Source organism: Tunturiibacter gelidiferens (assembly GCF_013410115.1).
GTDB lineage: Bacteria > Acidobacteriota > Terriglobia > Terriglobales > Acidobacteriaceae > Edaphobacter > Edaphobacter gelidiferens.
Window position 1 is genome coordinate 1 of record NZ_JACCCV010000002.1, and the last position, 13397, is coordinate 13397.

13 protein-coding genes are annotated in these 13397 nt (G+C 57.1%); 6 read left to right on the forward strand and 7 right to left on the reverse strand.

What is annotated here, in order from left to right:
• Positions 1-177 precede the first annotated feature (177 nt).
• On the forward strand, positions 178-1416 hold the full coding sequence (locus HDF12_RS12070; protein WP_257025629.1) for a glycosyltransferase family 4 protein: 1239 nt from the start codon (positions 178-180) through the stop codon (positions 1414-1416).
• Here HDF12_RS12070 and thiS read toward each other — a convergent pair.
• From thiS to thiD, 3 genes are all read right to left on the reverse strand, one after another.
• Entirely contained in the window at positions 1392-1610 is a 219-nt protein-coding gene (thiS, locus tag HDF12_RS12075; protein ID WP_179583718.1) for a sulfur carrier protein ThiS, read from the reverse strand. The genes HDF12_RS12070 and thiS overlap by 25 nt on opposite strands.
• Positions 1611-1637: 27 nt before the next feature.
• Positions 1638-1994 carry a hypothetical protein gene (locus HDF12_RS12080; protein WP_179583720.1) on the reverse strand — a complete coding sequence of 119 codons (357 nt, stop codon included), beginning with the start codon at positions 1992-1994 and terminating at the stop codon, positions 1638-1640.
• A gap of 276 nt (positions 1995-2270) precedes the next feature.
• Positions 2271-3077: a bifunctional hydroxymethylpyrimidine kinase/phosphomethylpyrimidine kinase gene (gene thiD / locus HDF12_RS12085; RefSeq protein ID WP_257025630.1), complete on the reverse strand. Its 807-nt coding sequence runs from the start codon at positions 3075-3077 to the stop codon at positions 2271-2273.
• A 476-nt stretch (positions 3078-3553) separates the two neighbouring features.
• Here thiD and HDF12_RS12090 point away from each other — a divergent pair, with 476 nt between their 5' ends.
• Positions 3554-3970, forward strand: coding sequence for a hypothetical protein (locus HDF12_RS12090; protein WP_179583722.1), 417 nt, complete (start codon positions 3554-3556; stop codon positions 3968-3970).
• A gap of 925 nt (positions 3971-4895) precedes the next feature.
• On the opposite strand, the gene HDF12_RS12095 is transcribed toward HDF12_RS12090, so the two are convergent.
• From HDF12_RS12095 to htpG, 4 genes are all read right to left on the reverse strand, one after another.
• Positions 4896-5432, reverse strand: a complete 537-nt coding sequence (locus HDF12_RS12095; protein WP_179583723.1) for a cupin domain-containing protein — start codon at positions 5430-5432, stop codon at positions 4896-4898.
• 146 nt (positions 5433-5578) lie between these two features.
• Positions 5579-6328: an SDR family NAD(P)-dependent oxidoreductase gene (locus HDF12_RS12100; protein WP_179583725.1), complete on the reverse strand. Its 750-nt coding sequence runs from the start codon at positions 6326-6328 to the stop codon at positions 5579-5581.
• Positions 6329-6416: 88 nt separating this feature from the next.
• Positions 6417-6716 (reverse strand): winged helix-turn-helix domain-containing protein, encoded by a 300-nt coding sequence (locus tag HDF12_RS12105; RefSeq protein ID WP_179583727.1) that lies wholly within the window; start codon positions 6714-6716, stop codon positions 6417-6419.
• A gap of 223 nt (positions 6717-6939) precedes the next feature.
• Positions 6940-8805 carry a molecular chaperone HtpG gene (gene htpG, locus HDF12_RS12110; RefSeq protein ID WP_179583729.1) on the reverse strand — a complete coding sequence of 622 codons (1866 nt, stop codon included), beginning with the start codon at positions 8803-8805 and terminating at the stop codon, positions 6940-6942.
• A 77-nt stretch (positions 8806-8882) separates the two neighbouring features.
• Between htpG and HDF12_RS12115 the strand changes: the two genes are divergently transcribed.
• The 4 genes from HDF12_RS12115 to HDF12_RS12130 all read left to right on the forward strand — a co-directional run bounded on the left by HDF12_RS12115 (position 8883) and on the right by HDF12_RS12130 (position 12951).
• Positions 8883-10829 (forward strand): hypothetical protein, encoded by a 1947-nt coding sequence (locus tag HDF12_RS12115; RefSeq protein WP_179583731.1) that lies wholly within the window; start codon positions 8883-8885, stop codon positions 10827-10829.
• Between the two features lie 305 nt (positions 10830-11134).
• Positions 11135-11857 carry an orotidine-5'-phosphate decarboxylase gene (pyrF, locus tag HDF12_RS12120; RefSeq protein WP_179583733.1) on the forward strand — a complete coding sequence of 241 codons (723 nt, stop codon included), beginning with the start codon at positions 11135-11137 and terminating at the stop codon, positions 11855-11857.
• Between the two features lie 184 nt (positions 11858-12041).
• A complete protein-coding gene (locus HDF12_RS12125; RefSeq protein WP_179583735.1) occupies positions 12042-12614 on the forward strand; it encodes a PEP-CTERM sorting domain-containing protein in 573 nt (190 codons plus the stop codon).
• Between the two features lie 64 nt (positions 12615-12678).
• A complete protein-coding gene (locus tag HDF12_RS12130; protein WP_179583737.1) occupies positions 12679-12951 on the forward strand; it encodes a S41 family peptidase in 273 nt (90 codons plus the stop codon).
• Positions 12952-13397 lie beyond the last annotated feature (446 nt).

A 13397-nucleotide genomic window follows, 5' to 3' on the forward strand; every position in this document is an offset into this window, starting at 1 on the left:
GTATTACCACATTCCCACCGCACGGCGACGGCTACGTGTTTAGAATGACATTTCTAAAGAGCAGTCTTCCCTGACATTTCTAACGGGACGGAACAGGCACTGCGGCGGTGGGCACAGCACTTTGCTGCCACCCGCCCAGAACACCCTTTCCCTAGTCCGCCAAAGACCTTTGTTACGATGAACCGAGGTCAATCGCCCACCGGCGCTATGCAAATCGTTCAGACGGTCTTCGGTGTCTTTCATCACTTTGAACTCGCCCGCCAGCTGCATCGCCGAGGTCATCTCCAGCGCATTTACTCTACCTGGCCTTGGACACGCCTCAAACGCGAAGGCCTCCCCCACGAAATCGTCGAGACGTTCCCTTGGGTCCACACCCCTGAAATCCTCATGCAACGCTTTGGTATCCACCATCCATGGCTAATGGATCAAATAAGTTATGCGAATGCGCTCTCATTCGATGAGTGGACCCTGCGCAAAGTCCGCGCCGCCGCAACGCCCGACGCCGTCATCGCTATCTCCGGCTCCAGCCTCAAGACTGGTCACGAGATACAGTCCCGCGGCGGCGGCCTTATCTGCGACCGCGGCTCCTCCCACCAGCGCTACCAGGAAACTATCGTCTCCGAGGAGTACCAGCGCTGGAACGTAGACCGCCCCGTCACCGACATTCGCGACATCGTCCGCGAAGAAAAGATCTACGCCCTTGCCGACGCCATCACCGTCCCATCCAGCTTCGCAGCCCGTTCCTTCGTCGAAATGGGCATCCCAACCGACAAGGTCCACGTCATCCCTTACGGCGTTCGCCTCGAAAAATTCACCCGCACTGGAGAGTCCCCCACCGATCGCTTCGAGGTCCTCTTCGCCGGCTCCGTCACCCTGCGTAAGGGAGTTCCCTATCTGCTGGAGGCCTTCGCCCAACTACGCCACCCCGCAAAACGCCTGCGCCTGGCCGGCTCCATTCATCCCGACATGAAGTCCGTTCTCGACCGCCTCCCTCAACAACAAGTCGAGTTCCTCGGCCCGCTCCCGCAGGAGCAACTCGCCCACCTCATGAGCACCAGTCACGTCATGGTCCTCCCCAGCATCGAAGAGGGTCTGGCACTCGTGCAGGGTCAGGCCCTCGCCTGTGGCTGTCCCGTTCTCTGCTCCACCAACACAGGCGGCGAAGATCTCTTTACCAACGGCGTCGAAGGCTTTGTAGTTCCTGTCCGCGACGCAGCCGCCCTCACCGAGCGCATGCAGCAACTCGCCGACGACCCCGCCCTCCAATCGCAGATGAGCGAGGCCGCCCTTCGTCGCGTCCAGCTTCTCGGAGGCTGGGACGACTACGGCGACCGCTGGGAGTCGCTCCTAAAGCATCTGGTAGCAAGAGAGACAGCGAACGAACCGACCCATCACACCCCGCCGCCGACAAAGTGAACCACCTCGAGCCGATCCCCTCCATGTAAAGCTGTCTGGGACCAACTCGACCGAGGAGCGATCTCGCCATTGTGTTCGATCGCTACCCGGTCGCCCTTCAATCCAAGCTCCACGACAAGCTGTTCAAGGTTGGCAGCTTCCTCAAGTGCGTCAAAGCTGCGGGACTGGCCGTTCAAAATCACCGTAAGTGCCATACCCATCCAGCCTAGCAGCATCGCCGTCTAAGCCAACAAACGCACCACCCGTTCGATCAACCAGTTCCAGATCCGGCGTGTCAGCGCTGCTGGTTGGGCAAGGTCTTCGAACACACTCCGGCTCAGCCCCATCAGGATGTGGATCGCCTCATCGTCAGATTTATTGTCGAACGCCTGGATCGAATAACGCCGCGAGTTCGCAAGGTACTCGGCTGCATGTCCCAGCGTCAGCAGCGTGCGCCCGTGATGCGTCTGGCTGATCCGATGAATCGTCAGGTCTGCGTTTTTCGGCTGGGGGTTCCCAGGCGAAAGAGTTGGAACGCTCGAGGCGTTCTGGTTTACGAGTTCGGGTCGAAAGACCCCGGGAAAAGCTACTGTGGACATGGACCTGAATCCTCCGTCCTAATCCCTATCGGCGAACCCCACCGCGGCATTATCCGGAATGTTCCGATGACGACAACTCAACCTGAAAACCCTCACCGATATCGAAACAGTCCAGGAAGAACGTCGCAATGACCCAATCGATGTAGTTTCTGCACTTAACTGTCTTTATTCCCCGCCATCGTCCACCCAGAAACCGTACCGCCACTCCACGGTTCCCGATTCAGCACAATGGAAATCTCGACGCGACGGAAAGCCCACCCCACCACCCGAAGACCACTACTCATCCCGCAGCGGCCAAAGCGAATTCACCGGCCCCAGCCCCTTGCCTCTCGGCTCAGCCGTCCGAATCGCCTCCGCAACATACCGCTTGGCCATCTTCGCCGCGCCCAGCGGATCATCTCCCAGCACCACCCGGCTTAGCAGAGCGCTCGAAAACGCACACCCCGTCCCATGGGTGGACCGGCTCACAATCTGCTCCCCCTGCAGCCAGTCCAACTCACCATTCGCTCGCAGTAGCAGATCGTCCGGCGGCATCAGATGCCCACCCGTCGCCACCACGTTCAATCCAGTCCCCATCGCCTGCAGATCTCGCGCCGCCTCCGGCAGATCCCCCCGCTGCATCACAATCCGCCCCGCCAGAATCCCCAGCTCCTCCAGATTCGGCGTTACCCAATCCACCAGCGGCAGCAACCTCTCCCGCAGCGCCCCCACACCCTCGGCATCGAGCAGTTCCCTTCCCGAGCTCGACCGGATCACCGGATCAAGCACCACCGGAACCCGCAACCCGCGTCCGCGCAGCCCCTCCAGAAACTCCGCCACTGCGACCACGTTCTCCGCAGTAGCCAGCATTCCAATCTTGATCCCCGCCGCCGGCAGATCGCTCTCCAGGCAATCGAGTGTAGCCCTCACCATCTCCACCGGCACCGGCAGACTATCCCGCACCCCCTGCGTCGACTGCACCGTCAAACTCGTAATGCACGAAGTCCCAAACAGCCCATGCACCGCAAACACCATCAGGTCCGCGGTCACACCCGCACCCGAAGACGGATCAAATCCAGCGATCGTCAAAACTGTCTGCATCATTCGCTTCCCTTCAGCATAAAGGAAGAAGCGCGCAGCTTCCGACTAACCGGAGATCCGGGAGTCACAGTGGCGTAAAGCGCGCGTTCTACCGATAATTCTGTGACGAAGCGTAATTTTTTGAAGGAGGACCATGAATCATGGGTCACCATACAGAACGTCAGAAATCGTACGCCAACGATCAGCGAACCTTGTGTTTTTTGGCACTTACGCGGTCGGCGACAAGCACAGGAACGCAAGCAGAACGTGAATTAATAAAGCCTTATAGAGTTAGCGGAATTTCCGTGCGTTAACGTACTATTTTGTCGATTGGTTTCGCTTGACAACGCCTAAGTAGAAGGCGTAGCGTCAGCGTCCGGTAGGTAACGCGATGCGTTCTGGACGCCGTGGAGAGGGCTAGCAGGCAGGCCAATTTTCCATCGAAAATCGCGCCGGGCTAGTCCCAAGAAGCCTTTCAAAAATACATCGGGAGGTGGAAGATGGCAGATATTTCGGGCGGCATCCTAGCTCCTTGGGTTTGGTATGATCCCCCACCGGGGGGCGGCCTCGCGAGCCCGACGAATGGGACGATGGTAAGAGGGGACCGGCTATTTTCGTTCGACCGACAATTTTATGTCGCCATGCAGACGGACGGCAATTTTGTCATCTATGGCTCAGCTGGGAATTTTTCAGGTTGGGCTGTCTCGAACTTTTACGATCAATACCATTTGATCAATAAGGTGGTCATGCAGGGCGACGGCAACTTAGTGTGGCAGACGTACGACGGCTGGCCTCTTTTGGCGACAAACACGCAAGGCCATTGGGGTGCTTTTGCGGTGATGCAGGATGACCGCAACTTCGTGATTTACAACAGCGATAACAGTTGGTCCGGCTGGTCATCCGGGTCACAAGTATGAAGATGTGCCACTCACCACAGAGATCCCAGTACAAATGATCGACGTGTTGAGAGGATACTCCTTAGCATTCAACAGAGTAGAATGATGAACTCACCACACGGCAGCGGAGCAACAAAACGTGCACCCATTCATGTGGCTCGCGGTTTGGGCAGCCCGCGCGGCATGGCTGAGCCTCAGTTCCTCCCCTCTGGTTCAAGCGCACCGCCTCCAGGCGGTTTTGGCTCCGTTGGCCTAAATCCCCGCCCGCGCGCCATGGTTGCGCCCCTTTTCGTCCCCTCTGGCTCAAGCGCACCGCCTCCAGGCGGTTTTGGCTCCATTGGCCTAAATTCCCGCCCGCGCGGCATAGTTGCGCCTCGGTTCGTCCCCTCTGGCTCAAGCGCACCGCCTCCAGGCGGTTTTGGCTCCGTTGGCCTAAATCCCCGCCCGCGCGCCATAGTTGCGCCCCGTTTTGTCCCCTCTGGCTCAAGCGCACCGCCTCGAGGCGGTTTTGGCTCCGTGGCCTAAATCCCCGCCCGCGCGCCATAGTTGCGCCCCGTTTGTCCGCTCTGGCTCAAGCGCACCGCCTCCACGGGGTTCTGGCTCCATTGGCCTAAATCCCAGCCTGCGCGGGCGCGCCGTCTCCAGGCGGTTCTGGCTCCGCCCCGGGGCTAGCAGCTGAAAAGCACCGGGAAATCTCCAGCGTTCACCATTCTCTTGCCCCGGTTTGTCGCATCTCGGACATTGCCGAGCGAAAGCAGCAGCGGGTGCTGCGCTTTTCCTCCATGGGGAAGAAAAGGGGACGTTCCTCGATGGCCTTCCGGACATGCCGGAGTTCCTCGTCTATGTTCTCTATGAGATCCAAACGCTGTTACATTCTCTCCATCTCATAGGACGATGCCGGCGAGCACCGGTCAACGATCACGCCATGCTTCGCCTCGAATCGGCTCTACTTCGCCTCTTTGAGCAGTTCGGTTCGGTACTTCGGAGCCAGTTCCACCGCTTTCTTGAGGAACGCTGCTCCCTGTGCCGCATCGACCGCGGGAGGCGGAGTGGTACGCATCGCAACCACTGTTCCCAACTCTTTGAAGAACTCCTCCTGGCCTGCCGGCGAGCAGATGCAAAGCATCCTCACCGGTTCCGGCGAGCCATTATGGAACTGGTGTGGAGCGTTCGCTGGAATGTGGATAGTCTCTCCAGCGCGCACAATACGCTTCTCCCCTCGGAAGGTAGCCTCGAGTTCACCGTCGAGAAGAGTAAAGCTCTCCTCGAAATCATGACGATGCGGGGGAGGTCCGCCTCCGGGAGGAACATGCATATCGATCAGGGTGAATCGACCTGCAGTATCTGCTCCGGACAGCAGGATCGTGTAGGTGTCGCCCACGACTCCGAGATGCTGCGCATTGCTGTTATCCGGATTTGCCACCACAAGACTCCGTTGCAGGTCGTCGGCCGGAATCGCTACCGTGTTGGACATCGTAGACATCTTCTGCTCCTTGTTTTGAAATTACGGTTGAAGTTGCGTTTTGTGAACCTGACCAACGTAATTACGCTGCTATTCCCCCACCTGCAAACAAAAAAAAGCGCTCCGAGCTTCCTTCCAAAGCCCGAAGCGCTCTTCAGCAACTCCCCTTATCGCATCCCACCCGCGGCCTGCAGCAGAGAACCGGTCACCCACTTGGCATCGTCCGAGGCCAGGAACGCAACCACGGTGGACACATCATCCGGCTGTCCGATACGGCCGAGCGGCGTGCCCTGCAGCATCTGCTTTTCAAAGTCGCTTCCCTCCACACCAGCCGACTTGAAGCCCTCCGTTACAACAGGCCCAGGATTCACCGCGTTGACGCGAATCTTCTTCGGCCCCAGCTCCTTCGCAAACACGCGCGTAATCGCATCCACGGCGCCCTTCGTGCTGCTGTACACCGCCGACATCGGAGGCGTCTGCTCACTCGCGACCGACCCAATATTGATCACGCTGCCGCCCTCTGCCGGAAACAGAGCCACGCCAGCCTTGGTGGCGAGCAACAATCCCTTCACATTGATGTCAAGCATCCGGTCGATCGACTCTTCCGTAATTCCCTCCAGCGGAGCGAACTCATACACCCCGGCATTGTTCACCAGGATATCCACCCTGCCATAAGCCTTCTTCGTCTCAGCAAAGAGCGTCTCAATCTCCGCGGCCTTCGCGACGCTGCCCCCTACGGCAATCGCCTTCCCGCCCGCCTTCACGATCTCTGCAACCACCTTATCGGCGCCCTCTTTGCTCGACGCGTAGTTCACCACAACAGACGCACCCTGCGCCGCCAACTCCTTGGCAATGGCCGCGCCAATACCCTTCGACGCACCGGTCACAACCGCTACCTTACCTGCAAGCTTTCCCATCTCAATCTCCTTTATTCGATATCTATCGAACAGTGCAGCTCTCAAATAGATGCGGAGACGGTCGAATCTGATTCGCGATTTACCGAAACTAAATAGAAGCAAGCCGCCTGACATAAGCGTCGAATACTGGCCGGCGCAAATAAAGGTTCGCGCCTCGACCCACGCGTTTTATCTCAATCAGCCCTGCCTCGCTTAACTCCTTCATATGGTGCGACACCGTAGCCGGACTAATACACTCATGCTCCTGCAGCGCGCTGCACTCCATCCCCTCAGAGGCGCCCACCTGCTGAAGGATGGCAAACCGCCGCGGATCACTCAGCGCACGAGCGATCGCCTGAAACTGATCATCCGACAGGGTCATCTCCGCGCTGGAATTCTTCTTCTTCATACTTAAACCAGATGTCCCTCTCGCTGATTTGATGCAAATGCCGAAGCGACACAGCAATCAACCATAACCCCGGTACTCCGGCCCTTCCCGCTCTTACTGCTGCTGCAACAGACCGATCACATTCGCGCTTTCAACGAAATGAAACGTTTAGTCCGTCAGCCCGCACGTCCTCGGAACTGAAACGCGTGGCGGCTGCCTGCACCCACAGCCGCCACGAAACACCCTAGACAGAAAGATTCAGAACACGATTAAGCCGCTGCACAAACGCCGCGGGGTCCTGAAGCGCCACGCCCTCCATCAGCAGCGCCTGATCAAACAGCAGCCACGCCGCATCCTGCGCCACCGAATCATCCGACCGCGCCAGCAGCTTCTTCACAATCTCATGATCAGGATTAATCTCCAGCGTAGGCTTCAGTGCAGGAATATCTTTCTGTCCCATCGCACGCATCATCTGCTGCATCTTCAGCGACGGCTCCTCTTCATCCGACACAATGCACGAAGGACTATCCGCAAGCCGCACCGAAGCTCGCACGTCTTTCACGCGGTCCCCAAGCGTCTTCTTCAGCATCTCGATCAGCGGCTTCAGTCCCTCTGCCTTATCCGGCTCTTCCCCGCCCTTCAGATCTTCGCTCGTAGAAGATTTATTCACTGCCTTCAGATCGATCTCGCCATACTTGTCTACACCCGAGAAGATCACCTCATCAAAGTCATCATCAAGAATCAGAACCTCAACGTCCTTCTTCTTGTAGATCTCGAGCAACGGCGAAGTCCGCAGCAGAGACTCCGCGCCCCCCGTGATGTAGTAGATGCTCTTCTGATCATCCTTCATCCGCGACTTCACATCCGCAAGACTCGTCAGCCCATCCACCTTGGTCGATTTGAATCGCACCAGCTCCAGCAGAGTCTCGCGATTCGCATAATCCCCGTACAGGCCCTCTTTCAGAGGACGGTTGTACTCCGCAATAAACTTCAAATACTCGTCCGGCTGATTCGCAGCAATGTTCTTCAACTCAGAGAGAATCTTCTTCACGCTGGCCGTACGAATGCTCGTCAGCACGCGATTCTGCTGCAGAATCTCGCGGCTCACATTCAGCGGAAGATCTTCGCTGTCGATGATCCCCCGCACAAAGCGCAGGTACTGCGGCAAAAGCTCTTTTGCATCATCCATAATGAAGACGCGCTTCACATACAGCTTCACCCCCACCTTGTACTCCGAGTTGTACAGATCCAGAGGAGCCTTCGCCGGAATATAGAACAGCGTCGTGTACTCGAGACTCCCCTCCGCTTTGGTATGGAACCAGAACAGCGGATCATCCCACCCACCCGACACGGACTTATAAAGTTCCTTGTAGTCCTCATCCGTCAGCTCGCTCTTCGGACGTCGCCACAGTGCACTCGCCGCATTCACCTGCTCGGTCGTGCGAACCTTATCCGACTTCTTCTCTGCCTCATTCCACTGGCTCTTGTCGTAAGTCAGAAAGATCGGAAACGCAATGTGGTTCGAGTACTTCTTAACGATCTCCTGCAGCCGCCAGCTATTCGCGTACTGCTTCCCTTCTTCGTTGAAGTGAATCACCAGCGTAGTCCCAGCAACCGGTCGCTCCGCAGGTTCAATATCGAACCCTGTCTTGCCATCGCTCACCCAGCGCCAAGCCTGCTCCTCTCCAGCCTTGCGCGATACCACTTCGACGCGATCCGCAACCATGAACACGCTATAGAACCCAACACCAAACTGCCCAATCAGATTCGAATCCTTCTTCGCATCTCCAGACAGCTGAGACAGAAAGCTCTTCGTACCCGACCGCGCAATCGTACCCAGATTCGAAGTCAGATCCTCCTCATTCATCCCAATCCCGCTATCGCTAATCGTAAGCGTCTTCTTCTCCTCATCCAGTTCCAGTTCGATACGCGGATCGAACTGGAGCGCCTTATAGACCTCATCCGTGAGCGTCAGATGCCGAAGCTTATCCAGCGCATCGGAAGAGTTCGAGACCAGTTCACGAAGAAAGATCTCAGGGTGAGAGTAAAGCGAGTGGATGATCAGTTGCAGCAGCTGACTAACTTCAGTTTGAAATTCACGTTTCGACATAGACCTCTATTATCGCCAATATTCCCTCACAAAACGAGGCCCCCGGCACCGCGAAGGAGGAGAAGTAAATTTCCGCCTTGGCGCACAAGTTCCAGAAGGTTATCTACTACTCGACATTAAAATTAAGAACAGTTGGGTTTTGGAAGGCTTTCCAGGCTTCGTTGTGGCGTCTTGAACACAGGTTACAGTTACGAAGTGAGGATATAACTCTCTGCGGGAGAAACATCATGAAGAAGGGCCTCTTGTTTAGCATCTTTACATCGATGCTGATTGCCGTATCCTTTGGCCAGACTTTTGCTACCCCCATTCAGAAACCCGTTGGTACGCCCGCGAGCAGCGTAAACCTTACACCGTCCGCAACCCAAAACATCGTCAACACCCCTGGCACCAATACAAACTTTAGTTCACCGACAGGATGGAAGCATGCCAACCTCTACCCTGGAACAGATGCAGGCGCAAAGATCAACGCGGCCTATGCTGATCTGCCAGCGAACGGTGGCATAATTTTTTATCAACCAGCGGTCGGGGGAGAGAAATTCGGCACCTCAATAGTCTTCGACAATCCCCACAAGCCCGCCATTCTCCAGTGCTACGGCGCATCAGGAAATGGAGAGGAGACGCTGACATATACGGGAAGCGGGACAGGAATCTTGATCAATACCGGCCCAGCGACCGTTCCCAGCGGACCAGTAGGCTCAGGAATTCGGGACTGCGACTTTGCCGCTTCCAGCTCTTCCGCGACACTCTTGTTTCTTGGAGGTTCGAATGGAGCTGAAGGAGCTGTAATTCGTGACAGCAAGTTCTTCGGTGGCGCGCTGACGATGGGAATCGGCAATAACACTTGGCACGTGCTCATGTCTCACCTCTATCTCCAGGGTGGAGTTCAGCAGTTTGCTACATCGGGTAGCATCAATGCTGGAGAGAACATCGACATCGAAGGTGTAGTTTTCGGTGGTGGCGGCTTTGGTGTCTTTGCAAACGGTGTTGTTTTCGGCGGGGGGGCTTCAGGGCCCGGTCTCAATCTTAAATGTGGTTCGTGCTCCTTCGACAATACGCAATTAGTTGTCGCTGGTGGCCAGATAAAAATGGACTCCACCCACTTTGAAGATCCAGGGGCAATCCCGTGGCCAACCTATCCGCTGGTTGTGAGAGGAGGCAACCTATCGCTTGATACGCCTAGCTTCTTTGGCAATCATAAGACGGCTCCTCTTGACGCATACATCAGTGTGACATCTGGAATTTTAATCACGGAAGCCGTAGACGCCTTTGGGTGCGATTGCACCTATATTTATTCCTCGTCTGGAGATGGAAGGATTATAGGAGGTCCCCCCTTATCGCTAAGCGGGCCCTCTGGGTCCAGAGTAACCCTGATTCACGACACGAGTTCTGAGAAGTCTGTAGTTGACGGTGGCAGGAACTACGCGTACCACGCTGAGAGCCCTACAGCGGTTCAAGGCTATTACGATTTCCTGCCTGGAGGCGGCGTTCACGTTAGGGACACCGCTACCTCTCAGGCCGGAACCGGAATGTACCTGCGGTCCAGCGATTTGATGTCAGTCACTACACCAGATTTGTCGGGTTACACCCACGCCAAGTTCATCGGCAGAAACTGCGACAACACAGCCTACAGCTCATCCATTGACTTCTATACAGAGAAGAAGACTGCAGCGAATCAGTCCGACACAAGCACCGTGGCTGCGACGATCGACTGCAACAAAGTACTAAGTGTTCCAGCCGTCGTATCTGGCGGATCAACCTTCACTATAGCCGGATGCGGAGCCACAAGCGCCATCGGTGGCTCTACTGCAGGGCAATTTGTCTCAGGTGCTACTGGCACCTGTAGCGTAACGGTAACAATGGGTGGGAATGTTAAAGCCCCTCATGGGTGGGTCTGCCCGCAGCCAATTAATATTTCCACGGGTACTTCGTCATGGATAGAAACCGGCTTCACGACAACCACCGCCACATTTCAAGGTAAGACCACACCAGGACAGGTGATTATTTTTTCCTGTACCGGCTACTAGATATTTAGGCATGACCAGTCAGACAACCTAAGCAACTTTTCCACCCGAAGAGGATAACGCCGGAATTGTCGGATCGATGCTTTGGTCAGTGTGTCGATCTCGTGATGAAGCAAAGGAGATCCTGCGCTCTCTTGAAGTCATCACGAATGCGCCCCAAATGCCTCTCGTGTACAGATGTGATCATTCGCGCCCCGCGCGGACGGTCTTCTTAAATCAAACCCGCGCATCCAACCTAGAGCCCGCACAAATCGTCTGCTCTTAACTTTCTCCACGCATCCAACGAAGCAAAAAGTTACACTCACCTCATGCCCGGTCCCAAAGCTCGCCTTGCCGTAGCCCTTGACTATCCCGACGCCGAGCAAGCCCTCAGACTAGTCGACACTCTCGGCCAGACCTGCCAATGGTTCAAAGTCGGCATGGAACTCTACTACGCCGCCGGCAACACCATCATCTACCAACTCCGAGACCGCGGCTTCGACGTCTTCCTCGACCTCAAACTCCACGACATTCCCAACACCGTCGCCGGCGCCGTCCGCTCCGCTACACAGGCAGGAGCAAGCCTCCTCACCCTCCACGCCAGCGGAGGAGCCGCCATGATGGTCGCCGCAGCCGAAGCCGCCTGCGCCCCCGGCTCCCCCCGCCTCCTCGCCGTCACAGTCCTCACCAGCATGGACGCCGCACAACTGGCAGGCACAGGCATCACCGCCTCTCCAGCCGACCAGGTGCTCCGCCTCGCAAAGCTCGCAACGCAATCCGGCATAGATGGCGTCGTCTGCTCCGCTGAAGAGGTCGCCGCCGTCCGCGCAGCCACCGGCCCCGACACACTCCTCGTCATCCCCGGGATCCGCTCCACCGGCACCGCCATCGGCGATCAGAAGCGCATCGCCACCCCCGCCCAGGCCATCGCCGCAGGAGCCTCCATGCTGGTCGTAGGCCGCCCCATCACCCAGGCCACAGCCCCCCCCGCCGCCGCCCAGGCAATTCTCGACGAGATCGCCGAAGCCATCCAGAATTTGACTCACCCATAACAATCGGGTGCCCCATCCTTCGCGCGCTTGCGAAGGGTGGGGTGTAGAACCTCAATCGACGTGAGGGTCTAGAACGAGAGCCGCGCACTGACCTGAAGCGACCCTCCAACGCCAGGAATTCACTTGACGCCCCCCAAACCAAGGCGCACCCTTATCTCACTTAAATTCGAGAAGGGATCCACTTATGCGCAAAACTCTCTTCGCTCTTGCCCTCCTTGCCTCTGCCTTGTCCATCCCCCTAACCGCTCACGCCGACACCATCGACCAGCTCTCCTTCGACTTCCCCCACATCTCCGACGGCCACCCAGGCGTCCTCACCATCGACCTCCCCGCCTCCCCTCAACCCTACCTGCCCTTCGTGAGCGGCCTCTTTCTCGGCCAGTCCGGCTCCGTTGACTACCTCGTCCAGATCGGCGAGCTATCGCCCACCGAAACGTTAATCGGGTACGCCTTTTACGTGGGCGGCCCTATCCCCCCGGCAAGGGCTTTCACGCAGATCTACTTCACAACCGCTCTCTTGACCGGTCCCGTTGACGCTCCTACCTTTCTCACCGGAACCTTCAACGGCGTGTACAAGATCGACGTCCCATTTCTCCCACCTTACCCCGGTACCCTCACCATCGAACCTCTCACCAACTCAACCGTTCCCGAACCCTCCTCCTTGGCCCTGATGGCAACCGGAATCCTCGGAGCAATCACCACACTCCGACACCGCAAATCCATGAGCAGACCCATGAGCAGATCCAGAACGAGCTAAAGCCCGGCTGCCCCTCCAAACTCTGACTCACCCATAACAATCGGGTGCCCCATCCTTCGAGGCCATGGGCTTTGTAGCGCATACGGATGCGATCATCTTCGATCTACGGCAGAACGGCGGCGGCCAACCGACGATGGTCACGCTGATTGCGAGCTACCTGTTCGATAAGCCGACGCACCTGATCGACATATACAACCGCAAGGAGGACTCGACCACGCAGAACTGGACCCTGTCATACCTGCCGGGACCGAGGCTGACCAGGCAGCCCGTGTTTGTGCTGACGTCGAAGCGAACATTCTCAGGAGCCGACGAGTTTGCATTTGATCTGAAGAACTAAAAGCGCGCAACGATTGTTGGCGAGACGACCGGCGGCGGAGCGCACCCGGTATCGGGCACACGGTTGCCGACTACTTCACCATTGGTGTGCCGTTTGCCAAGTCGCTCGATCCAGCGACGAGAACAAACTGGGAGGGGACCGGCGTGGAACCGGATGTGAAAGTGCCGGCGGCCGATGCACTGACGACTGCAGAGAAGCTCGCGATGGAGAAGATTCAGGCGAAAACAAACAGTAAATAGGCATCCTGTTCGGACGCCACCCCAACACAAGCGGTGCCCACCTAAAATCTGACACACCCAAAACGATCGGGTGCCCCATCCTTCGCGCCCTTGCGAAGGGTGAGATGTAGAACCTCAATCGAGGAACGGGTTCGGTTAGGTGGCTGGGTGGGGCGCCCGAAAAAAAAGTCTAAAAAGTTGGCGTATTTTTAGCAGCCAAAAAGAGCG